Annotated in this window: 17 protein-coding genes and 1 pseudogene; 4 read left to right on the forward strand and 14 right to left on the reverse strand. The window is 62.4% G+C overall.

Features of this window, described 5'->3' with window-relative positions; all coding sequences use genetic code 11:
- Window positions 1–284 (reverse strand): annotated as a pseudogene (locus BMZ25_RS07180) (BCCT family transporter); the annotation flags it as partial.
- Between the two features lie 625 nt (window positions 285–909).
- Here BMZ25_RS07180 and BMZ25_RS20775 point away from each other — a divergent pair.
- Window positions 910–1,083 carry an RSP_7527 family protein gene (locus tag BMZ25_RS20775; RefSeq protein WP_177190415.1) on the forward strand — a complete coding sequence of 58 codons (174 nt, stop codon included), beginning with the start codon at window positions 910–912 and terminating at the stop codon, window positions 1,081–1,083.
- 219 nt (window positions 1,084–1,302) lie between these two features.
- On the opposite strand, the gene BMZ25_RS07185 is transcribed toward BMZ25_RS20775, so the two are convergent.
- Window positions 1,303–3,204 (reverse strand): ABC transporter ATP-binding protein, encoded by a 1,902-nt coding sequence (locus BMZ25_RS07185; protein WP_092691063.1) that lies wholly within the window; start codon window positions 3,202–3,204, stop codon window positions 1,303–1,305.
- Window positions 3,201–5,039, reverse strand: a complete 1,839-nt coding sequence (locus BMZ25_RS07190) for an ABC transporter ATP-binding protein (protein WP_092691069.1) — start codon at window positions 5,037–5,039, stop codon at window positions 3,201–3,203. The genes BMZ25_RS07185 and BMZ25_RS07190 overlap by 4 nt, the downstream gene beginning before the upstream one ends.
- A 1,327-nt stretch (window positions 5,040–6,366) precedes the next feature.
- On the opposite strand from BMZ25_RS07190, the gene BMZ25_RS07200 reads away from it, so the two are divergent.
- Window positions 6,367–7,535 (forward strand): IS3 family transposase gene (locus BMZ25_RS07200; protein ID WP_092691075.1). Its coding sequence is split into 2 segments (ribosomal slippage): window positions 6,367–6,631 and window positions 6,631–7,535, totalling 1,170 coding nucleotides; the frame shifts between segments, so codons are not numbered across the junction.
- 181 nt (window positions 7,536–7,716) lie between these two features.
- On the opposite strand, the gene BMZ25_RS07205 is transcribed toward BMZ25_RS07200, so the two are convergent.
- From BMZ25_RS07205 to BMZ25_RS07250, 10 genes are all read right to left on the reverse strand, one after another.
- Entirely contained in the window at window positions 7,717–8,334 is a 618-nt protein-coding gene (locus tag BMZ25_RS07205) for a DUF2478 domain-containing protein (RefSeq protein WP_092691079.1), read from the reverse strand.
- Window positions 8,335–8,345: 11 nt separating this feature from the next.
- Window positions 8,346–9,626, reverse strand: a complete 1,281-nt coding sequence (locus BMZ25_RS07210) for a molybdopterin molybdotransferase MoeA (RefSeq protein WP_092691082.1) — start codon at window positions 9,624–9,626, stop codon at window positions 8,346–8,348.
- Window positions 9,623–10,255 carry a carbonic anhydrase gene (locus BMZ25_RS07215; RefSeq protein ID WP_092691085.1) on the reverse strand — a complete coding sequence of 211 codons (633 nt, stop codon included), beginning with the start codon at window positions 10,253–10,255 and terminating at the stop codon, window positions 9,623–9,625. The genes BMZ25_RS07210 and BMZ25_RS07215 overlap by 4 nt, the downstream gene beginning before the upstream one ends.
- Window positions 10,245–10,814, reverse strand: coding sequence for a hemerythrin domain-containing protein (locus tag BMZ25_RS07220; RefSeq protein WP_092691088.1), 570 nt, complete (start codon window positions 10,812–10,814; stop codon window positions 10,245–10,247). The genes BMZ25_RS07215 and BMZ25_RS07220 overlap by 11 nt, the downstream gene beginning before the upstream one ends.
- A 21-nt stretch (window positions 10,815–10,835) precedes the next feature.
- Window positions 10,836–11,630: a peptidylprolyl isomerase gene (locus tag BMZ25_RS07225; protein WP_092691091.1), complete on the reverse strand. Its 795-nt coding sequence runs from the start codon at window positions 11,628–11,630 to the stop codon at window positions 10,836–10,838.
- Between the two features lie 5 nt (window positions 11,631–11,635).
- The gene (narI, locus tag BMZ25_RS07230) at window positions 11,636–12,421 is read right to left on the reverse strand and encodes a respiratory nitrate reductase subunit gamma (protein ID WP_092691096.1); all 786 of its coding nucleotides are present in this window, start codon (window positions 12,419–12,421) and stop codon (window positions 11,636–11,638) included.
- A gap of 1 nt (window position 12,422) precedes the next feature.
- A complete protein-coding gene (gene narJ, locus BMZ25_RS07235; protein ID WP_092691099.1) occupies window positions 12,423–13,127 on the reverse strand; it encodes a nitrate reductase molybdenum cofactor assembly chaperone in 705 nt (234 codons plus the stop codon).
- Window positions 13,127–14,653 carry a nitrate reductase subunit beta gene (gene narH, locus BMZ25_RS07240; protein WP_092691102.1) on the reverse strand — a complete coding sequence of 509 codons (1,527 nt, stop codon included), beginning with the start codon at window positions 14,651–14,653 and terminating at the stop codon, window positions 13,127–13,129. Before narH ends, narJ begins: the two co-directional genes overlap by 1 nt.
- The gene (locus BMZ25_RS07245) at window positions 14,650–18,408 is read right to left on the reverse strand and encodes a nitrate reductase subunit alpha (protein WP_092691104.1); all 3,759 of its coding nucleotides are present in this window, start codon (window positions 18,406–18,408) and stop codon (window positions 14,650–14,652) included. The genes narH and BMZ25_RS07245 overlap by 4 nt, the downstream gene beginning before the upstream one ends.
- A 64-nt stretch (window positions 18,409–18,472) precedes the next feature.
- On the reverse strand, window positions 18,473–21,196 hold the full coding sequence (locus tag BMZ25_RS07250; protein WP_092691108.1) for a nitrate/nitrite transporter: 2,724 nt from the start codon (window positions 21,194–21,196) through the stop codon (window positions 18,473–18,475).
- Between the two features lie 251 nt (window positions 21,197–21,447).
- On the opposite strand from BMZ25_RS07250, the gene BMZ25_RS07255 reads away from it, so the two are divergent.
- Both BMZ25_RS07255 and BMZ25_RS07260 read left to right on the forward strand, forming a co-directional pair.
- Window positions 21,448–22,146, forward strand: coding sequence for a helix-turn-helix domain-containing protein (locus tag BMZ25_RS07255; RefSeq protein ID WP_092691111.1), 699 nt, complete (start codon window positions 21,448–21,450; stop codon window positions 22,144–22,146).
- Between the two features lie 11 nt (window positions 22,147–22,157).
- Window positions 22,158–22,469, forward strand: coding sequence for a carboxymuconolactone decarboxylase family protein (locus BMZ25_RS07260; RefSeq protein ID WP_092691117.1), 312 nt, complete (start codon window positions 22,158–22,160; stop codon window positions 22,467–22,469).
- Window positions 22,470–22,472: 3 nt separating this feature from the next.
- Here BMZ25_RS07260 and BMZ25_RS07265 read toward each other — a convergent pair whose 3' ends face one another.
- Window positions 22,473–23,138, reverse strand: coding sequence for an NnrU family protein (locus BMZ25_RS07265; protein WP_092691120.1), 666 nt, complete (start codon window positions 23,136–23,138; stop codon window positions 22,473–22,475).
- Window positions 23,139–23,148 lie beyond the last annotated feature (10 nt).

Genomic DNA, 23,148 nt, shown 5'->3' on the forward strand with positions numbered 1-23,148 from the left:
AAGATGTTCGCCGCCGACAGGAACGCCCAGTCGAACGTCGTGGTGACGAAGGTGAACAGCCAGTTGAAGACCGCGGAGGCCGAGTCCTGGAAGATCAGCGTGACCAGCACGAAGACGACGATGGTCAGCGACGAGAACAGGAAGACAGGGTTGTGAATATCGAACGTGAGCGGGCCGACGGACTTCTGGATGTTGTCCTGGCCCACCTCGTAGTCGGTGTCGATCGTGTTGACATCGCCGTCTGGTGACGGAATGTCCAACCCTTCGGATGACGTGTCGGACATGCGGCACTTCTCCTATGTTGGTTATATCGTCCACCTTTCGAACATCTATGCACACGAGAGGGCAAGCCGGCGCTCGCGCTATTCTTCTCAGATGAGATGATGTGCCGCCCGCGAGGGACCACTCGGGTGTCGGATCGGGGAAGAAACCGATCTGTCCTACGGGGCAAAAGCTTTCGTTTGGATTGAAGTCGTCCGCATGGCGACGCCACCCCCACAGGTCAGCGAACGATCGGTCGCAGCCGCCCTGTCCCCGCCCGAGCTCTGCCGCAGTGGCTGATGTTTGACGCGGGCGGCAATGTCGGACCCGACGACGAAGGCGTGCTGGACGCAGTGATCCTGCCGGCTGGGGCGGCTACGGCCCTGTCCAGCGCGGCGCGCTACGAAATGTCTATCTTGCCGTCCTGTCGGAGGTCCCGGCGATGACCGCGTTATTCGCTGCCTTGATGCCGGGGTGCGGCATCGTCGCGAGCCATCACGCGCTGCGGAGAAGGCCGGCAACGCCGGAACGTGGCCGATCGTTTCCCGGCTATGCACTGGACGTGTAGCGGGTTTCCCGGATCGTCTGTGGTCCAGATGAACCGACAGGCATAGGTCATTGCTGCAACGCAGCGGAAAGGAAAGACCCATGCAGACCCGTATCAATCACGTGAGCGACGCACGGCTCGACGCGGATGAAATCTATCGCCAGGCGACCGCAATGCGCGCCGAATTCATCAAGTCTTCGGTCCGGAACCTGATCTCCGGCATCCGCGGCCACGCGGTCAGCGTGTTCTCGTCCCAGGCAGCCGCCAAGGCCTGAGACCACCCCTTGAGGGGCAATGCTGAAGGCGCCTTCCGGCCATCGCCGGCGGCGCCTTTCTTGTATCCGGCTGGCGGTCGGTCACATTTCTTGCCAACCGGCACCCAACGACTCCCCCCGGCTGAATAGCGTCCAAGCCGTTGAATACAGGCGAACCATCAACGCGACGAACTGGCCTCGGCGCCGACATATGCGTTCGCCCACCCCGATGCGCTCGGGTCAGCTGCGGAAGCTGCCCTCGTCGTCTTGGATGGCATCCTGAGGGACATCGTCGAAGGACGCATAGTTCATGTTGTAGAGGCGCGAATAGAGCCCGCCATGCTCCATGAGCTCGCCATGTGTTCCGGTCTCGACCAGGCGTCCCTCCTGAAGCACCGCGATCCGGTCGGCACCGCGGATCGTCGCCAGCCGGTGGGCGATCACGAGCCCGGTCCGCCCCTCGAGCACGGTCTGCAGCGCCTTCTGGATCTGCATCTCGGTGTAGCTGTCGATATTGGCCGTGGCCTCGTCCAGGACCAGGATCCGGGCGTCCGCCACGAGCGCCCGCGCAAAGCTGATGAGCTGACGCTGCCCGAGGCTGAGGTTGCCGCCGCGCTCGCCGAGCTGGGTCTCGTAACCCTGAGGCAGCGCCTCGATGAAGTCGTGCGCGCCCACGGCCGTCGCCGCCGCGACCACCTCTTCGAAGGAGGCCTCGGTCTTGCGGTAGCGGATGTTCTCGAGCACCGAGCCTGTGAAGAGAAACGGCTCTTGCAGCACCATGGCGATCTCGCGCCCGAGGCTCTCCTGCGTGACGTCGCGGACATCTTGGCCGCCCACGCGGACCGCGCCCTCGTCCACGTCATAGAAGCGATGGATCAGCGCCATGGCCGATGACTTGCCCGAGCCGGTGGGGCCCACGAGAGCCACCGTCTCGCCCGGATTGACCTTGAAGGAGATGTCCGTGAGCACCGGCTTGTCGGGGTCGTAGCCGAAGGTGACGTGGTCGAACTCCACGCGCCCATCCATGTCGTGCGTCAGCTCCAGCGCGTCCGGCTTGTCGGTCACGTCGAGCTCCACGTCCAGAACCTCGGTCAGCCGCTGGCCCGAGGCCATGGCGCGCTGCATCACCGAATACTGCATCGTCAGCGACCGGATCGGATCGAAGAAGCGCTGGATATAGAAGATGAAGGCCACCATGACGCCCACGTCCAGCGTCTGACCGAGCACCATGGAGCCGCCGACAACCACCGTCACGGCCATCGCGATGCCGGTGAGCGTATCGACGATGGGCACCATGATCTGCGCGTAGCGCGAGGCCCGCAGATGCGCCTGGAGCGTGTCGTAGGCCATGGTGGTGTAGAGGTCGAAGTTGACCCGCTCGCGCTCCATTCCCTGCACCGCGCGGACGCCGTGGATCGCCTCGGCCAGCGCGCCGTTGACGCGGGAATTGGCCTCGTGGGCGGCGGTGAAGGCGGCGCGCGCCCGCGGCAGCCAGACGATGCGCACCAGGAACAGGGTCGGAATCACGCCCAGCACCATCAGCGCCAGCGGCGCGTCGAGCCAGAGCATGACCGCGACGATACCGAACAGCAGGACGATGTCGCCGATCGAGAGCACGCAGGTCTCGAGGAACTCCTGCATCGAGTTCACGTCGCCCTGCAGCCGCGACATCAGGCGGCCGACCTCGGTCTTGTCCATGAACTTGAGCGAGATGCGCTGAAGGTGCTCGAACATCGCGCGCCGGATATCGAACAGCACGTTCTCCGCCACCCGGCCCACGCTCATCTCCTGCACCCATGAGGCGCCGAAGTTCACCAGCACCGCGGCGCCGAAGGCCAGCGCGCACCAGACAAGCGCACCGGGGTTGGCGTCCTCGCCCGCCAGGCCGCTGTCGATGGCGTAACGGATGATCAGCGGGATCAGAAGTTGCATGGCGGTGAAGGTCAGCACGGCGGCGCAGGCCAGCCAGACCCGGCTCTTGTAGGGCTCGACGAACTTCCAGATCCGTCCCACGACCTTGCCGTCGAAGACGCGACCGAACATCTCTTCCTCGACGCGGTGCGAGCCCACGACAGCGCGGAAGGGCCGCCGGCCGTCGTCGCGCACGTCGTTGGTGGCAGTCTCCATCTCGGCACCGCTCATCGCGCGTCCTCCATCTCGGCGATCACGTCGTCCTCGGGCCGGGTCTGCAGAGCGTGCAGCGCCGCGTAGCGGCCGCCCTTCGCCAGCAGTTCGTCGTGGGTGCCCTCCTCCACGACGCGGCCCTTGTCGAGGAAGAGGATCCGGTCGGCATGCATCAGCGAGGCAAGCCTGTGCGCGACGATCAGCGTCACGCGACTGTCGGCCTCCTCCTCCATCGCCGCGCGGATACGCGCCTCGGTTGCCGCATCGATCGCGGCGGTGGAATCGTCGAAGACCAGCACGTTCGGGCGCTGCATCACGGTCCGAGCGATGGACAGCCGCTGCCGCTGACCGCCGGAGAGCGACACGCCGCGCTCACCGACCACGGTGCCATATTGTTCGGGCAGACCGATGATGTAGTCGTGCAGCTGCGCCGAGCCCGCCGCCCCTGCGATGCGGGTGTCGGTGGCCCAGGGATCGGCATAGGCGATGTTGTTCTCGAGCGTCGTGGTGAACAGGAAGCTGTCCTGCTGCACCACTGCCGCCGCACGGCGCAGATCGTCGAGCCGCACATTGCGGATGTCCTGCCCGTCGATGGAGATCGTGCCGTCGGTCACGTCGTAAAAGCGCGGTATCAGGTGCGACAGAGTCGACTTGCCGCTACCGGGCGGGCCGACGATGCCCACTGTCTCGCCGCGCGTCGCCTCGAAGCTCACGCCGTTCAGGATAGGGCTCTCGGGCGCGTCGGGATAGGCGAAATGGACGTCCTCGAAACGCAGCGTGCCCGCGCCGATCTCCAGCGGCTTGGCGTCCGGGGCATCCTCGATCTCGACCTCGCGGTCGAGCAGGTCGAAGACCCGCCGACCGCAGGTGCCGGCGCGGGCAAAGGCGTTGACCATGAGCCCGAGCTGCCGGACCGGCATCTGCAGGATGGTCATGAAGGTGAGGAAGGTGGTGAGCTCGCCCACCGTCAGGCTGCCCGCGATCACCTTGCCGCCGCCGACCCAGAGCACCAGCCCCATCGCCGCGAAGAAGGACAGCGTCATCGCCGAAGAGTTCCGCACCCGCAGCGCCACCCGGTGAAACGCCAGCTGCATCGCCCTGGCCGAGGCGCGGTCGAACTTGAACATCTCGTGCCGAAAGCCCGCGAAGGCCCGTACGACGCGGATGCCGCCGAGGTTTTCCTCCATCACCCGTGTCAGCACCGCCAGGCGGTCCTGCAGTTCCAGCCACGTGGCCCGCATGCGCAGTTGCGTGGCCGAGGAACGCCAGGCGACGAAGGGCGCGAAACAAAGCGCCACGAGCGCCAGCACCGGATCGATCGAGACCATGACCGCCGCCCCCACGCCGATCAGCACGGTCAGCAGGATCGTCCGGATGAAAGCGGTGGAGAAGTACATCCGCACGCCTTCGAGGTCGAGGATGCCCAGTGTCACGAGATCGCCCGAGTGGCTCTTGTCGTGGAAGGAGAAGCTCAGCCGCTGGGTCTTGTCGTAAACGGCGAGGCGAAGCGCGTAACCCACCCTGTGGCCGAGGTTTTCGGCGGTGTAGTTCTGCGCCATGGTAAAGACACCCCGCAGGATGGAGACCACCAGCAAGGTGAGCGCAGTCAAGAGCAGCGCGCCCTGCGCGGTCTCGTCGGGCCGCTCGAGAAGCCCCTGCGTCTGGTCGACGGCGCGTCCCAGCAGCAGCGGAATGGTCAGTTGCAACCCGGCAGCGATCAGAGTCGATACGACAGAAATGGTGAAGAGCAGCGGGTGATCGAGCGTCATCCGCGTGATGCGACGGATCGGCCCTTGCCCGGCCTCCCTGTGAGCGCTGCGAAGGGCGGCTTCCGGGTCGCTGGGCGCGGTCATCTGTCTTCTCCTCGCTCGAACGCGCGCGTGTCCGGCTGCGGACGCGCGACACGGAAGCCGTTTGGTGCAAGTGGGCTCGACCGGACGGCGAACCCCGGGCGGCGCGTCCGGGAGGGCGCGGCGTCGGTCTCAGGCGAGATAGCACGGCGCTGCCCCAAGGTCAGCCCCGGACAGCGCACATGCGTTTACCTCCGAGCCAAGCTCTTGCGGCTCGGGTGGGATACCAGATCAGCGCTAAACTGCGTCCCGGCGGAACAGCGCTCAAGGAACTGATTGGTAGGAACTATTGCCGTTGCGGATGGATCACCATCGACGCCGATCACCTCCCGCACTCGTCCGCACCACAGCGAACAATTCAACGGGTCAGGCTCCTGTCAGAGCGGGCGATGGTTCAACGCCGAGACGCATTTTCAGCGATCAGACCACGTCTCCACACCCGAGCCGGTGCTAGAAAGCCGCGGTTCAAGTCTTCCTCTTCAAATCCCGACGCGCACTGATCCGGATAGCCGAACAAGCAGTCGGTGACCCCCGGTTTTCCGAGAATGACCGAGCGCGACCAATGGACATGTCCGAACAGCCAAGCCGCCGGCTGTTAAATCTCGAGTACCGTCCGCGGATCTTCGGTGAGACCGCCGAGAGCGTAAAACGTCGTTGGTACCAAGGATTGGTGGCGGAGAGAGAGTCCTCAAGATATATCTTATAATAATCTGTTATTTATACATATTCCCACTGTGTATCAGATTTATACCCCATATCATACCACTCTTTGAACATCGACCGCGACTGGAGTTCCCCCGGTCGCGTGGACACAAGTCAGCTTTCATAGGAAGGTGTCCACGTGCCGAGAACGAGGAACCCGTAGCCTGCGGATTTCAGGGACCATATCATCGCGTTGCCGAGATCCGGGCGCAGTCTCGAGAGCTTGGCGCGGGAGTTTGAACCCTGCGCGGCAACGGTCGCCGGCTGGGTCAGACAGTCCGGTATCGATGCCGGGGTCAGGGACGACGGCCCCACCAGTCTGGAACGCGAAGAGCTGGCGCGCCTACGCAAAGAGAACCGTCAGCTTCGGATGGAGCGCGACATTCGGCGGTGCCTCACCCTATTTTGCTCGGGACGAGCTCGGCTCGTCGAGGTCTTCAATATCATGACCGCGAACCAGGCCGTGTATCCCGTGCAGTTGATGGCGAGGGCCATGGGGGCCTCATGCAGCGGTGTCTCATGCCTGGCAGCGCCGCGCGCCGTCCAAGCGCGCCGTCGCTGATTGGTCTGCCCCCAGAAAAGTGGTCCTTCCTGAAGTAGGCTTTCGAGCCAGATGGAGGACGAACGAATGGGACAGAAGAGACACAAGCCGGAGGAGATCGTGGCGAAGCTTCGGCAGGTCGACGTGCTGGTATCGCAAGGCCGATCGGTGGCCGAAGCGGTGCGGTCGATCGGTGTGACGCAGTTCACCTATTACCGCTGGCGCAAGGAGTTTGGCGGGCTGAAGACCGACCAGGTGAAGCGCCTCAAGGAGCTCGAGAAGGAGAACGAGCGGCTGCGGAAGGCCGTCTCCGATCTCACGCTCGAGAAGCTGATCCTCCGGGAGGCCGCCTCGGGAAACTTCTGAGCCCCGCCCGCCGCCGAGCCTGTGTCGAGCATGTCCGGCAGAAGTTCGGCGTGTCGGAACGGTTCGCCTGCCGGGTGTTCGGCCAGCATCGCTCAACGCAGCGCAAAGTGCCGCACGGCCGGGCCGATGAAGACGCGCTGACCGCGGACATCATCGCGCTCGCCAGCCAGTATGGGCGCTACGGCTATCGCCGGATCGCGGCCATGCTGCGGGACGCCGGCTGGGCCGTGAACGTGAAGCGCGTCGAGCGAATTTGGCGACGGGAGGGGCTGAAAGTGCCCTCGAGGCAACCGAAAAAGGGGCGGCTCTGGTTGAACGACGGATCTTGCATCCGCCTTCGCCCTCAGTGGGCAAACCACGTCTGGTCCTACGACTTCGTCGAGAGCCGGACCCATGACGGTAGGAAGTTCCGCATGCTCAATGTCATAGACGAGTTCACCCGGGAATGCCTGGCGATCCGGATCGACCGGAGGCTCAATTCGACCGCCGTGATCGATGTCCTGACCGACCTGTTTATCCTTCGGGGAGTGCCCGGCCACGTCCGATCCGACAATGGCCCCGAGTTCATCGCCACGGCCGTGCGGGGCTGGATCGACACGGTGGGAGCGAAGACGGCGTTCATTGAACCAGGTAGCCCTTGGGAAAACGGCTACTGCGAGAGCTTCAACTCGAAGCTCCGGGACGAGCTTCTGAACGGAGAGATCTTCTACTCGCTGGCCGAGGCCCGCGTGATCATTGAGGCGTGGAGGGTTCACTACAATACCGTCAGGCCCCACTCCTCGCTGGGTTATCGACCACCAGCTCCGGAGGCCATTCACTGGCCGTCCCGCGATGGCGGATCACCCCCGCCTCAGGCATCTACCTTGGCGCCGAGACCCGTCATGCACTAAGACTGAAACCGGACCACCCGATAGGGGCAGGCCACATTTTTCGCGACTTCAGGAAGCGCCCCGAGCGCGCGCTCGATTCCAGCCACGCATCCGCCGCAGCGGATCGAAGGTGCTGAGAGCGTGACCGTTCCGGCCGTCTCGGTTTTTCTCGCGGCGGAAGCCGTCACGGTACTATCCCTTGTTAAGCTAGTGATCCGTAAGGCGCATCGTCCTTCGATTTCTTGACGGCTGTCAAACTTCCAAGGGTTGGTGAGGTTATTGCCCCTGTTTCCCGGGCTAAAACCAGTTCATCCGCCGTGGCAGCTACCTCCTCCACCCAGGCCATCAGTGAGGCGGTTTCGGGCGGCAACTGCATAGCCAGACCTCCGGCGAAAATGTCGAAAGCTTGACGGTTGAGCGCATTGAGACCCACGAGAACGGGCACGCCCGCAGCCAGAGCCTCAGCAATCACGTCACGAAACCCCCTACCCTCGGCTTCATGCTTGCCGAACTTGTTGATGATCAGAAGATCCGCATCTGAGGATAGGTTTGCCGCGACGAGCCCTACGGCCCTTTCCAACGCGGTCGGGTCAAGACGGCAGCCTTTGGCCTGCAGACCAAGATTCTGACTGATGCGCAGGACAGGTCCATCCGGTAGCACGCGGACATCCATGTCGCACGGACCCGCATCATCGCGCTCGCTGTTAATCTGGACAGTCCCGCTGCATCTGAGACCCCGAGCAGCCAGATCAGTTGCCAGACGCTCTAGGACAAGGTCGGTGTCGCCGCGCCCCGGCGCCATCGTGTAGGCAAGTTTCATTTCTGGTCTCCTCAGGCTTGGCAAAATTGTTGAAATTCAACCAGCGCACCGGCTGGCAGTGTTTCTGCATCGGCCGGCAGGAACAACAAGCCGTCCGCCATCGGAAGATGCCCGACACGGGCCGAATGGGTGGCAGTGTCAAAACTCACGATCTCGCGGCCATGCGCATCGAACCCGGCAAGCATTGCGGGTCTGAGTTCGCAGCGCCCTGGTTTGCGATGGATTTCGCTCGCGGTAACGACGTTGCGACGCTCCAGGCTTCTCGGTCTCTCATCGCTCAGATTGCGGAGCAGCTCTACGCCGAACAATTGCCATGTGACGAAGGCCGAGAGCGGGTTGCCGGGCAAACCCAACCAGTGCGCTTTCCCGATGCGTCCGAATGATACCGGCTTTCCCGGTTTGATCGCTACGCCGCTAAACAGAAACTCGCCGCGCAGTGCCCCAACGGCCGGTTTCACGTGATCCTCTTCGCCGACTGAGATGCCGCCGGTGGTGATGACGAGGTCGGCTCTCGCCGCCATGTCGTCGAGTTGGCGGACAAGGCCGTAAAGGTCGTCATCGGCATGCTCGCACGCGACAATCTCCACTCCCATCGCCGTAAGGCTTGCCATCAGCATGGGCGTATTCACGTCCCAGATCTGAGCTGAGTCGAGTTCGCCTCCGGTGCGGCGTACTTCGTTGCCTGTTACGAGGAGCGCTACGCGAATCCGTCGTCGAGCACAAACGACATCAGACCCAGCTGAGGCACAGGCAGCAATTTGCCTCGGGCCCAGCCTTTCACCCTTGTCCAGAACGGTGGCGCCCCTGGCCATGTCGCTTCCAGCCCTGCGAATGTTCATGCCTGGCGAGGGAGGGCGTGACAGGTGAACAAAATTCCCATCGCGCGTAACACTCTCCTGCATCACGACAGCGTCTGAGCCTTCGGGGATTGGCGCACCCGTGAAGATGCGCGCAGCGGTCCTGCCCACAAGCGACTCCGAAGGATGATCTCCGGCAGGCACACGCGCAACCACTGGCAATCTCCAAGGCCCGTTCCCTGTCAGAGCCGATGTCGCGACCGCATAACCATCCATCGCTGCGTTGTCGAAGGAAGGTGCCATGCGTTGCGACCGGACCGGTTGAGCGAGTGTGCGGCCGAGAGCTCTCTCCAATGGAACAACTTCGGTCTCGCGAACCGGTGCAACATTCGCCGCAATCCGCGCAAGAGCTTCGGAAATGCTGATCAGGGAGGGTAAAATATCCTGACCGTCACAATCGCAGCCCGGTGCTGCGATAGCCTGATGAACTGTCATTGTGTCGCCTCCTTGTGAGAGTGGCCAGTCTGAAACGGTCCGGGGCCGATGCTGCAATCGAGGTTACGCAAGCGACCGTCCTTCAACCCGTAAATGAGGCCATGGACACGCAAGTCTGCGCCGCGCCGCCATGCCCTTTGAAGGATCGGCGTCTCGCAAACGCGCCGAACACCTTCGATCACGTTCAATTCGGCCAGGCGGTCACGCCGTGCTTCCATGTCGATCTCGCGTGCCAGATCGACGGTATAGTTGCGGGCCAGGCGGCGGATAGGCTCCAGCCAGTGATCGGCCAAGCCGTGCGGCAGGTCCTCGGTGGCGGCCTTCACCCCGCCACAGCCGTAGTGCCCACAGACGATGATCTCGCGCACCTTCAGGGCATCCACGGCGAATTCCAGCGCCGACAGCAGGTTCATGTCCGAAGAGTGGACAATATTTGCGACGTTTCGGTGGACGAAGACCTCGCCCGGTTCGAGGCCGGCAACCACGTTTGCCGGAACCCGGCTGTCCGAACAGCCGATCCAGAAGAACTCGGGCGCCTGAAGGGCCGCAAGACGCTTGAAATATTCAGGTTCCTCGGCGTGACGCTGGTCGGACCAAATCCGGTTGCGCTTCAGGAGATCATTCAGCATCGCGTGTCTCCGCGATCTCGGACAGTTCGCGCCGAGACCGCATGTGTCTTGACAAGGTCTCCAGATCGGCCCGGGTCAGTCGAGCGCGAGCCAAGGGCAAGAGGATGGCTTTTTCGGCGACTATGTGCTGGCGGATATGGCCGGCGAAGTCGCGTAATCTCCCACGATCCTCTGCGGTCAGATTGGAACCGGTGTCGAGGCAGTCCAGCAGCATCACACGCACCTCGGGCAGAAGGCGAATTGCCTCCATCTGGTCCGTTTTGATCCGCAGCATGGCGTTTGAGATCGCATCCTCTTCAGTGCAACGCAGTTCAAGAAGTGGGAACAGGTCTTCAGCCTCGTCGCGCAGATGGACAGTCAAATCCTCATTTAGAAAGCGTAGAACGCTCAGGACAGATTGCTGGTCGAGCGCTTCCGCCACCGACAAACCATCGATGAGATCGCAAATATTGCGTTCGTGCAGGTGCTCTGCGCCTATCCAGTCCAGCGGATTGGCAAACAACTCCGGGCTCGGCTTTTGGTCCCCTCTCCCGCTCGGCTTAGGATCTGTAAGTCCCATAACTGCCCCCTCTCGAGCGCTTCAGATCGGGTCGAGGCTGGCGCCGGTAATGTGGGCTGTCCGGGAAAGCATCTCTACGAAGTCCCGTGAAGCGCGTGTCCAGGCGGACTTCTCCAATGCCTGCGCAATCTTCGGTCGCACCGTGCCGTAGGGCAGCACCTGCCCCGGCGCGGTCGCGTTCAGGCGTATGATGTGCCAGCCGTGACGCGACAGCACGGGGACCTGCGTCGTGCCCTCTTCGGTCAGGGCGCGAAGCGCGGCCTCGAATTCCGGCACAGTGTCGCCGGGCCCGAGCTGACCCAGATGCCCGCCCGACGCCTTCGATCCGCAGTCGCTCTCGCGGGCGGCGGCCGCAAAGCCCTTGGCGTCGCCGTCGAGACGCGCCAGCAGCGCTTTGACCCGAGCCTCAGCTGCGGCGCGCGCCGCCTCGTCGCGCGGGTCGCAGGCACAGAGGATGTGCGACACGTCCCACAGCGGCGGCGAGCGGTAGCGGCCAGGATCCTTTGCCCATTCGGCGCGCACCGCTGCTTCGGTTACGGGCGCGATGGTAAGTGCCTCGTCCAGCAGGGCGCGGATCAGCGCCTCGTCCTCTGTCTCGGTCCGTCCGGGGGACAATTCCAGTGGGTCGGGCACCAGCCCCCGGGCCCTGGCCTCCTGCAAAAGTAGGGCGCGGATCGCCAGCGCTTGCGCGGCCTTGCGCCAGGCGATGCCGGGCTTGTCCTTCGGGCCGGTGTGGTTCTGGGCCTCGGCGGCAACGGCCGCCGAGGGGATGGTTTCGCCATTCACGACAACATCGGGAAACAGGGCAACATTCATGGCGCTCACTCCGCGGGTGTGGTGGACGAGGGGCTTTGCGCGCCCTTGACCTTGTCGAAGGCGCGGCGGCGGTCCTCCAGTGGCCGTGTCCGCCGCGAGCGCACGATCTGATAGCCCGGCCGGGTCAGCATGTAGCGGAACGGCGCCGCAAAGCCGGACCAGATGTGCACAAGGCGTGAGAATGGAAACAGGATCGTGATGACCAGTCCAAGGAAGATATGCACCTTGTAGAGCCAGTGCACGTTCACGACATTGGCCCAGGCGTTTAGGTTCCAGCTGACTACGCTTTGCGACCATTCCATGAACAGCACCATCGTGCCGCCATCCATGTGCTGTAGCGTCTGCGTGATGGTCAGCAGCCCTATCACGAGCTGTAGCCAGATCAGCGCCATTATGAGGATGTCCACGTTCGTGGATGTCGCGCGGATACGCGGATCGACCAGTCTGCGGTGCAGGAGCATCGTCGAGCCAATCAGCGCGGCGATGCCTGCCGGGCCGCCGATTATCACCGCCATCCACTGCTTCAGCCCATAGGGAATGCCGATTGAGTCGAGCACCCAGAGCGGTGTAAAAAGACCGATCAGGTGACCGAAAAACACCGTCAGGATGCCAACATGGAACAGGATCGATCCCCAGACGAGTTGCTTGCGCCGGAGAAGCTGGCTGGACGAGCTTTTCCAGGTGAAGGGATCGCGTTCGTAGCGCGCTATGGACCCCACGAGAAAGATGGTCAGCGCAACATAGGGCATGATCCCGAAGATGATGAAATTGATGTCGACGGTGCCGAACATGTCACGCGCTCCTGTTCACGGATTTGGCGGCGGGACGGTCCATGTCCGCCAACATGTCGCGGACCTGCGGGCAGCCGGCGCTCGGATCGGGGCCGAAGGTGACTTCGGCTTCCTCCCAGACCGCATCCAGTGCTTCGAGGTCGGTGGGGTCGTCGTCGGGGACGGTGAGCATCTCGGCCACCGCGTCGGCGTCCGCACGCGCACCCGAGAGCTGCACCAGGGCCGCACATGTGGCAGCGTAGGCGCTGGTCCGCCGCGTCAGCCTTGTGCCGAGCGCGTCGATGATATGCGCCGCGTCCGACAGGATCTCCTGCGCCTCGGGCCGCGACCGCGTTGATAGGAATTCCAGCAGAACCGGCAGGTGATCGGGCAGTTCGGTGGTGGCGGGCTCGAACCCGCCCTCGCGGTAGGTCTCGATCAGCGACACCATCGCCCCACCGCGCTCGCGGCTTTCGCCGTGGATATGCTCGAATAGGTTCAGCGACAGCGTGCGCGAGCGGTCGAACAGCATGACGTAGCTTTCCTGCACGTCGTAGAGATCACCGGTCCCCAGCTTTTCGGTCAGCGCCTGCAGCTCCGACCGCGTTTCGGGCGCGAGCCGGACATCGGCGCCGAACACGGCCCCGATGTCCGGCATCGCCTGCTGCAGCTCGGCCGTCGGATAACTCAGAGTCAGCGACAGTGCCTTGAGTGTGCGGTCGGTCATCAGAACGTCTCCTGCGGAAGGGCGAAGGGTTTCTTCTTGCCGCCGAACAGCGTGGTTTTGCCAACCTCGCCGGCGGAGCAGCCGTTGCCGTCGGTGAAGCCGCAGCCACCGCGGATGTCCGCGCCGTCCTCGGTCTGTTCGCGGTGCGCCGTGGGGATCGCGAAGCGGTCTTCGTAATCGGCAATTGCCATGATCTTGTACATGTCTTCGATCATCCGGCCGGACATGCCGACGCGGGCGGCGATCGCCTCGTCTCGCACGCCGTCCACCGACAGCGCGCGCATGTAGAGCCGCATTGCGGACATACGCTCGAGTGCGTGCACGATAGGTTCTTCATCGCCTGCGGTCAGCATGTTGGCGAGGTATTGAACCGGAATGCGCAAGGACCGCACGTCGGGCATCTTGTCGCTCATGGCGATCTGGCCGGCCTGTGCGGCGTTCTGGATCGGCGACAGCGGCGGGATGTACCACACCATCGGCAGCGTCCGGTATTCCGGGTGCAGCGGGAACGCGACCTTCCAGTCCATTGCCATCTTCCAGACCGGGCTGACCTTGGCGGCCTCGATCCAGTCCTCGGGGATGCCATCGCGGCGGGCGGCTTCGATCACCACGGGGTCGTTAGGGTCGAGGAACACGTCCATCTGCGCACCGTAAAGGTCGGTCTCGCGCTCCGCGCTGGCCGCTTCCTCGATCTTGTCGGCGTCATAGAGGATCACGCCCAGATAGCGGATGCGCCCGACGCAGGTTTCCGAACACACGGTCGGCTGGCCGGACTCAATCCGTGGGTAGCAGAACGTGCATTTCTCGGATTTGCCGGTGTCCCAGTTGTAGTAGATTTTCTTGTAGGGGCAGCCCGAGATGCACATCCGCCAGCCGCGGCACTTTTCCTGGTCGATCAGGACGATACCGTCCTCCTCGCGCTTGTAGATCGCGCCCGAGGGACAGGAGGCGGAACAGGTCGGATTGAGGCAATGCTCGCACAGACGCGGCAGATACATCATGAAGGTATTTTCATACTCTCCATAGATCTCCTTTTGAACGTTCTCGAAGTTGTAGTCCTGCGACCGTTTCGAGAATTCACCTCCCAGAATCTCTTCCCAGTTCGGGCCTTTCTCGATCTTCTCCATCCGCTCACCGGTGATCGCCGATCGTGGCCGTGCGGTGGGAAAATCATCCATGTCGGGCGCGGATTTCAGGTGGTCGTAGTCGAAATCGAATGGCTCGTAGTAGTCGTCGATCTCGGGTAGGTCCGGGTTGGCGAAGATGTTCGCCAGGATCCGCCACTTGGCCCCCTGCTTTGGATGCAGTTTGCCCGACGACGAGCGAGCCCAGCCACCGTTCCATCGTTTCTGGTTTTCCCAGTCGGTGGGATAGCCGGTGCCGGGTTTGGTTTCGACGTTGTTAAACCACGCGTATTCGACGCCTTCGCGCGTCGTCCACACGTTCTTGCAGGTGACCGAGCAGGTGTGACACCCGATGCACTTGTCGAGGTTCAGGACCTTGCCGATTTGCGCGCGAACTCTCATTCCGCCGCCTCCACTTTTGGGGTTGCGGACCGGCTTGCAGGGGTATCGAGCCAGTCGATCTTCTTCATTTTCCGCACGATCACGAATTCGTCGCGATTGCTGCCCACGGTCCCGTAGTAGTTGAAGCCGTAGGACAGCTGCGCGTAACCGCCGATCATGTGGGTGGGTTTCAGCGTCGCGCGGGTGACCGAATTGTGGATGCCACCGCGGTTGCCGGTCTTCTCGGACCCGGGCGTGTTCACGATCTTTTCCTGAGCGTGGTACATGAACAGCGTGCCCTGCTTGATCCGCTGACTCACCACCACGCGCGCGGTCAGCGCGCCGTTGACGTTGTACGCCTCGACCCAGTCGTTATCGACCAGCCCCGCCTTCTGCGCATCCACCTCGGACATCCATACGACCGGACCGCCCCTGTTCAGCGTCAACATCAGGAGGTTGTCGGTGTAGGTGCTGTGGATGCCCCACTTCTGGTGTGGCGTGATGAAGTTCAGAACTACGTGTGGGCTGCCCTCGGTCGCGTCATTGTTGACAGCTGCGGTGATCGTCTTGAGGTCCACCGGAGGGCGGTAGCTGACGAAACCCTCGCCAAAGGCCCGCATCCATTCATGATCTTGGTAGAGCTGCTGGCGGCCCGTCAGCGTGCGCCACGGGATCAATTCGTGGACGTTGGTGTAGCCTGCATTGTAGCAGACCTCCTCGCTCTCGATCCCCGACCAGGTCGGCGACGAGATGATCTTCCGCGGTTGCGCCGCGATATCGCGGAAGCGGATCTTGGTATGGTGAGCACCCTCGGCGAGATGTGCGTGGTGCTGTCCGGTGGGCTTTTCCAGTTGCTCCCAAGCTTTTACGGCCACCTCGCCGTTGGACTCCGGGGCGAGCATCAGGATCATCTCGGCCGCGTCGATTGCCGTCTCCAGCTTCGGCTGACCTTTCGAGACGCCCTCGTCCAGCACCACGCCATTCAGGTCGCGCAGGTGCTTTACCTCGGTCTTGGTGTCCCAGGTGATCCCCTTGCCGCCGTTGCCCAGCTTTTCCAGCAGCGGCCCGACTGAGGTGAACTTCTTGTAGAGGTTCGGATAGTCACGCTCGACTGCGATGTAGTTCGGCGCGGTCTTGCCAGGGATCAGCTCACATTCGGCCTTCTTCCAGTCCTTCACGTGTGCCTGCGCCAGTTCGCCGGGCGTGTCGTGCAAGAGCGGAAGCTGGACGATGTCGGTCTCTACCCCCAACACCTCTGGCGCGACTTCCGAGAACTTGCGCGCAATCGACTTGAAGATCTCCCAGTCCGACCTGCTCTCGTAGGCTGGGTCCACCGCCGCCTGCAGCGGGTGTATGAACGGGTGCATGTCGGACGTATTGAGATCGTCCTTTTCGTACCAACTGGCTGTCGGCAGCACGATGTCGGAGTAGACGCATGTGGTGGACATCCGGAAGTCGATAGTCACCAAGAGGTCGAGTTTGCCTTTCGGCGCCTCGTCATGCCAAATGGCCTCCTTCGGCATCACACCGCCCTCCTCGCCCAGGTCCTTGCCCATGACGCCATGATCTGTGCCCAGCAGGTGCTTGAGGAAATACTCGTGTCCCTTGCCGGATGACCCCAGAAGGTTCGAGCGCCAGACGAACAGGTTGCGCGGCCAGTTCTCCGGGGCGTCCGGGTCTTCGCAGGACATCTGCAGGTCGCCGGATTTCAGCTGTTTGGCGACGAAATCTTTGACGTCCACGCCGGCCGCTTTTGCGGCTTTCGACACCTCGAGCGGGTTTGTCTTCAATTGCGGTGCCGAGGGCAGCCATCCCATCCGCTCCGCGCGGATGTTGTAGTCGATCAGGCTGATGTCCCAGTCGCCTTCGGGCGCAGTTGGTGACAGGATTTCGCCCGCGCGGAGTGTCTCGTAGCGCCATTGGTCGGTGTGGGCATACCAGCAGGAGGTCGAATTCATGTGCCGGGGGGGGCGATTCCAATCCAGCGCGAAGGCCAGCGGCTGCCACCCGGTTTGAGGGCGCAACTTTTCCTGTCCGACATAGTGCGACCAGCCGCCACCCTCTTGGCCGATACATCCGCACATCACCAGCATGTTGATGATGCCGCGATAGTTCATGTCCATGTGGTACCAGTGGTTCAGACCGGCGCCGAGAATGACCATGGACTTGCCGTGAGTCCGCTCGGCATTGCCTGCGAACTCACGGGCTACCGCGATTATCTTCTCAGCAGCCACCCCGGTGATTTTTTCTGCCCACGCTGGAGTGTATGGGCTATCGTCGTCGAAATTCTTCGACACCCAGTCACCGCCCAGACCGCGATCAAGACCGTAGTTCGCGCAGAACAAGTCGAATACGGTCGCGACAAGCACTTCCTTGCCGTCGGCCAGCGTCACCCGGCGCGCGGGGATATTCCTGGTCAGGACGTCGGGGTGGTCGCATTTCACGAAATCGCCCGTGGCCGCGCCGCCAAAATAGGGGAAATCGACCCCCACGACCTCATCGTGGTCGCCATCCATGATCTGGGTCAGGCGCAGCCTGGCTTCGGCACCCTTTGCATGCTCTTCAAGGTTCCACTTGCCCTCTTCGCCCCAGCGGAACCCGATCGAGCCGTTCGGCGCCACGATCTTGCCCGACGCTTCGTCATACGCGACGGTCTTCCAGTCGGGATTGTTGGTCTCGCCCAGCTTGCCGTCGAAGTCCTCCGCGCGCAGCATCCGGCCCGGAACCAGGTGCCCGTCCTTCTCGTCGAGCCGGACCAGAATCGGCATGTCGGTGTATTTTCGGGCGTACTGTTCAAAATACTCGGCCTGACGGTCGAGGTGATATTCCCGGAGGATGACGTGGCCCATGGCCATCGCCAGCGCGGCATCTGTGCCGGCCTGCGGGTTCAGCCAGATGTCACCGAACTTGGCGGCCTCGGAATAGTCCGGGCTGACCACGGCGGACTTGGTGCCGCGATAGCGCACCTCGGTATAGAAATGGGCGTCGGGCGTCCGCGTCTGCGGCACGTTCGAGCCCCAGAGCATCAGGAACCCAGCGTTGTACCAGTCGGCCGATTCCGGCACGTCGGTCTGCTCTCCCCAAGTCTGGGGCGAGGCCGGTGGCAGATCGCAATACCAGTCGTAGAAGGACATGCAGGTGCCGCCCAGAAGGCTCAGGTATCGCGAGCCGGCGGCATAGCTCACCATCGACATGGCCGGGATGGGCGAGAAGCCGAACACCCGGTCGGGCCCGTACGTTTTCGCGGTGTGGGCGTTCGCGGCGGCGACAAGCTCGGTCGCCTCGTCCCAGCTTGCCCGCACGAATCCGCCCTTGCCGCGTGTCGTGGTATAAGAGGCGCGCAGCACCGGATCGTTCTGGATCGCGGTCCAGGCGGCGACCGGCGTCATCTTCTCGCGCATCTTGCGCCACGCTCGCATCAAGCTACCGCGGATCAGCGGATTCTTCACGCGATTGGCTGAATAGAGATACCAGCTATAAGACGCGCCCCGCGCGCATCCCCGCGGCTCATGGTTGGGTAGGCCGGCGCGAGTTCGAGGATAGTCGGTCTGCTGCGTTTCCCAAGTGACAATACCGGACTTGACGTAGATCTTCCACGAACAGGATCCGGTGCAGTTCACCCCATGCGTAGAGCGCACGATCTTGTCGTGCCGCCAGCGGCTCCGGTAGGTCTCCTCCCACTCCCTGTTCTCGCGAGTGGTCTGCCCCCAACCGTCAGAGAATTGCTCCAACTCCTTGCTCTGGAAGAAGTTCAGTCTGTCGAGCAGATGGCTCATTTTGCTGTCCTTTCGGCTATCTGGGTCTGGACGGCAGCGAATGCCGCCCGTGTGATCGGTTTGGTCATTCAGCAGGCTGAGCGGTGGCGCCCGCGGTGTTGCGACCATTTTCGATGTCGCGCAGCAGACCGCCAGGACGCGTGTAGACGAGCCAGGTGATTGCCACGCAAATTACGTAGAAGATCAGGAAGCCCCACAGCGCCCCCACAGCGGACCCGGTCATAGCGATCGATGTGCCGTAGGCTTTCGGGATGAAGAATGCGCCGTAGGCTGCGATGGCAGACGTGAAAGCCGTGATCGCGCCTGATTCCATGGCGATCTGCCGTTTGCGTTCCTCGACACTCAGATGCGGCATCAGGCGCGGCACTTCGCGGCCCATGATGACCGGGATCATCTGGAAGGTGGAGGCGTTGCCGACCCCCGTCAGGAAGAACAGCAACATGAAGCAGGCGAAAAAACCGATGAACGAGCCGACCCCGAGGAAGAAGATCACGCCGAACGTAGCCGCGATCATTGCCGCGAAAGTCCAGAACGTCACCCTACCTCCACCGAACCGGTCGCTGATCCAGCCCGTGCCCGCGCGGCTAAGTGCGCCGACCAGCGGCCCGAGGAAGACATAATTCACTGCGTTCACCTCAGGGAAGGCTAGGCGCGTGAGCAGCGGGAAGCCTGCGGAGTAGCCGATGAAGCTTCCGAAGGTTCCAGTGTAGAGGACGCACATCAGCCAGTTGTGCTTGCGCCCGAAGATGACCGCCTGATCGGCGAAGCTGGCGCGCGCATCGGCGATGTCGTTCATGCCCACCCAGGCCGCGACGGTTGCCGCCAGAATGAAGGGCACCCAGACGAAGCCCGCGTTCTGCATCCAGAGCTGCCCGCCGTCGGTAAGCGTCTGCGGCTGGCCGCCCAGTGTTCCGAAAACACCCGCGGTGATGACGATCGGCACCAGGAACTGCATCACGGAAACGCCCAGGTTACCGAGGCCCGCGTTCATCGCCAGCGCGTTGCCCTTTTCGGATTTCGGGAAGAAATAGCCGATATTGGCCATCGACGAGGCGAAGTTGCCGCCACCGAAGCCGCAGAGCAGCGCCAGGACCAGGAAGATCAGGTACGGCGTATCGGGGTTCTGCACGGCGTAGCCGATGCCTAGGGCCGGCAGCAGCAGCGACGCGGTGGACAGGGTCGTCCACAGCCGCCCGCCGAAGATCGGAACCATGAAGCTGTAGAAGATCCGCAGCGTGGCACCGGACAGGCCGGGCAGCGCGGCCAGCCAAAACAGCTGGCTCGACGTGAAGTCGAAGCCGATGGACGGCAGGTTCGCCACGACCATCGACCACACCATCCAGACCGCGAAGGCCAGCAAAAGGCAGGGAATGGAAATCCACAGGTTCCGCTTGGCGATGCGGTGCCCTTTTTGCTCCCAGAACACGGAATCCTCCGGGCGCCAGTCCTCCAGCACGCGCGGCATGTCGGTCTTGCCGGGAACGTGGATTTCTTCCATCTCGGGCAATGCCGGCAGCCGGTCGAGCTCCGGACCGCGTGCCTTGCTTTCCATTGCCTGAATGGAAAGGTGCATCCAGCTGAGTGCAATGGCTACGAGGCCGAAGAGGATCACGAAGCAAGAAGTGTAGACGCCAGTGAGGTCCAGCGCCGCGCCGAAGATAATCGGCAGAATAAAGCCACCGAGGCCGCCGATCATGCCCACGAGCCCACCGACCGCGCCGACATGCTTCGGATAGTAGACGGGGATGTGCTTGAACACCGCTGCCTTACCGAGGCTCATGAAGAAACCCAGCGCGAACAGAACAGCGATAAACGGCCAGAACCCCATCGAGGTCGAGAAGGCAATCGGGCCGTCTTTGCCCTGTACGACGTAGTCCGTCGGCGGATAGGACAACATGAGGAGCAAGACCAACGCGAAGCCGAAGGTCCAGTACATGACTTGGCGCGCGCCGAACTTGTCGCTGAGATGGCCGCCATAGGCCCGGAACAGCGACGCCGACAAACTAAACGAGGCCGCGGCCATGCCCGCCGTCTTCACGTCAACGCCATAGACGTCGATCAGGTAGTGCGGCATCCACAGCGCCAGAGCGACGAAGGCCCCGAACACGAAGAAGTAGTAGAGCGAGAAGCGCCACACCTGCAGGTTCCGTAGCGGCGCGAACTGCTGCGCCAGCGTGGGCGCCTTGGCCCCCGTCCTGCGCCGTTCGACGAGTTCGGGGTCATCCTTGGCAAGCAGGAAGAACAGCACGCCGATAATGGCCAGTCCCGCCGCCCAGACATAGGCCACACCGTGCCAGCCGTAGGCGACCATGACGAAGGGGGCCACGAACTTAGTGACGGCCGCACCCACATTGCCCGCGCCGAAAATGCCGAGTGCCGTGCCCTGGTGGCCCGCATCGTACCAGCGGCTGACATAGGCAACGCCGATGATAAACGAACCGCCGGCGAGGCCGATGCCAAGCGCTGCAATCAGATACATCGTGTAGCTGTCGGCCAGCGTCAGGAGATAGGTCGCCACGGCCGTCAGGATCATCTGACTGGAGAACACCAGTCGCCCGCCGAATTTCTCGGTCCAGACACCAAGGAACAGTCGTGTGATCGACCCGGTCAGTATCGGCGTGGCGACCAGCAGACCAAATTGGGTATCGTTCAGGCCAAGCTCGGACTTGATGGCGACGCCGATGATGGAAAAGATCGTCCAAACCGCGAAACAGGCGGTGAAGGCGATCGTGCTCAGACTCAGAGCGCGATTCTGATCGCTGCGTGAGGCTGTGGCTGCGGTCTGCATGTCGGACCCCCGGCAAGAAAACGTTTCACCCCTGGGCGGGGCTTCTTGCCAGACCTGCAGCCGGAGCCGCTCCGATGATTTGATCTAGATCATGAAATGAGTAAAAAATGTATTGAAACAAATAGCTTACATGAAAATGTCACCTCAACGAAAACAGCTAATCAAAAAGCAAGACGACAAATATCAAGCCTAGCATTGACTTTTATCAATTTATAGGTTGAGTTGCGGTTGGAGAGCGCCAGAGGAGAAACATGTCTGCTTCAGAGCACGAGGATATCCGCAGAATCGAACTCTTTTCGCAGATGGCGGACGACAATTTCAAATCCCTGATGCGTGGCGCCTATGTTCAAAATTTCCCGGCGCAGATCGAATTGATAACCGAAGGAGAGCCGAGCGATTTTCTTCACATTGTTATTTCCGGATCTGTCGATCTGTTTTCGGCTTGGAATGGCAGGGATACCAGTATGGCGACTGTCCGTCCCATCTCCACCTTCATCCTTGCTGCGACCATCAAGGATGCGCCCTACCTGATGTCGGCGCGTACGCTTGAGAAGAGCCGCATCGCGCTTATACCGAGTCAGGATGTGCGCGCGATCTTCGACATCGACAGCAACTTTGCCCGCACCATCGTGACTGAACTGGCGCAGTGCTATCGCTCCGCCATTAAGGCGCAGAAGGATCTCAAGCTCAGGACTTCGCTAGAGCGGCTCGCGAATTACTTGCTAAGGCATCAGAGGCATGCTGGAGGCGGGGCAGCGTTCGAGCTGGACTTCGAGAAGCGACGCCTGGCCTCGGTTCTGGGCATGACCCCCGAAAACCTGAGCCGAGCCTTCAAGGGCCTGCAGCCTTATGGCGTGATCGTGAGAGGCACCCGGATCACCATAAACAATCAGGCGGATTTGGAGCACTTCGCCAAACCAAATCCCCTCATCGATAACTTTTCAACTTGAAGGACAGACCGATGACCAAATCCCTGCCTGGCGCCGCCGGAGACCTCTCGGAGGAATACCCCGATGTCTGGAAGGCGTATGCTGCCTTGGGCAAGGCAACCGCCGACTGTGGTCCGCTGACGGGCCGCGAACGGCGTCTCGTCAAACTAGCGCTTGCCGTTGGCGCTGGATCCGAAGGCGCGGTGCATTCGCACACACGGCGCGCCAGATCGGAGGAGATTGAAGTCGCGGCAATAATGCAGATCGCGATGCTGGCCATCGGCCCTCTTGGTCTGCCACGTGCCGTCGCCGCGAAGACTTGGATCGAAGACATCAAGGACTGAGGATCAAGGAAGCGGGCTGACGCCGAAGAGAACTGGATGCAGCCAGAGGAGCGTCGCGTAGAGAACAGCTCCGGCCAGAAGCCGCGTGAACATGGCTGTTGACGCACGCATGGGCAGCAGCGGCGCGTCGACCACCACCGACCGCAGACGTTGCCACTCCGCCCCCATCTCGCGGCGCTTTCGGCGGTCTATCAGATGTCCGCCAGTAAGGGCGAACACCGCAAAGGTGCCGAACAGGATCACGTGGGCCAAACCCCCGTTCGGCACGACATGGGCGGCGGCCCAAAGCGCCAGCGCCAGAAGCAGCGGGTGGCGCGACCAGCGGACGACGCCGGACCGCGTCGGATCGAACTGGTCATTGCGGGCACCGCCAAAGGAAAACGGGTTGGACCGCGCGATGGAGACCGCAAGTATCAGGCACACGAACCCCATGACCACCAGAGGAACGTGGTTCTGCCACGGCGCCCAATTCCAGAGCGGTATGAAAGGTGCGCGCCCTGCCGCGCCGATCAGCCAGGCAAGAACCCCTATCGACAGCGCGGAATAAGCAACCGTGAACCCTGTCGTACCCAGTCGCGCCTGCAGCCACGGCCGCAGGGGGGCGCGCACAGGGATCGAATGCGACAGGAAGAAAGCCGTGTAAGCGAGGATGAACTCGAGCCAGTTCATGGCCACGATC

This window comes from Tranquillimonas rosea (genome assembly GCF_900111315.1).
Taxonomy (GTDB): Bacteria; Pseudomonadota; Alphaproteobacteria; order Rhodobacterales; family Rhodobacteraceae; genus Tranquillimonas; species Tranquillimonas rosea.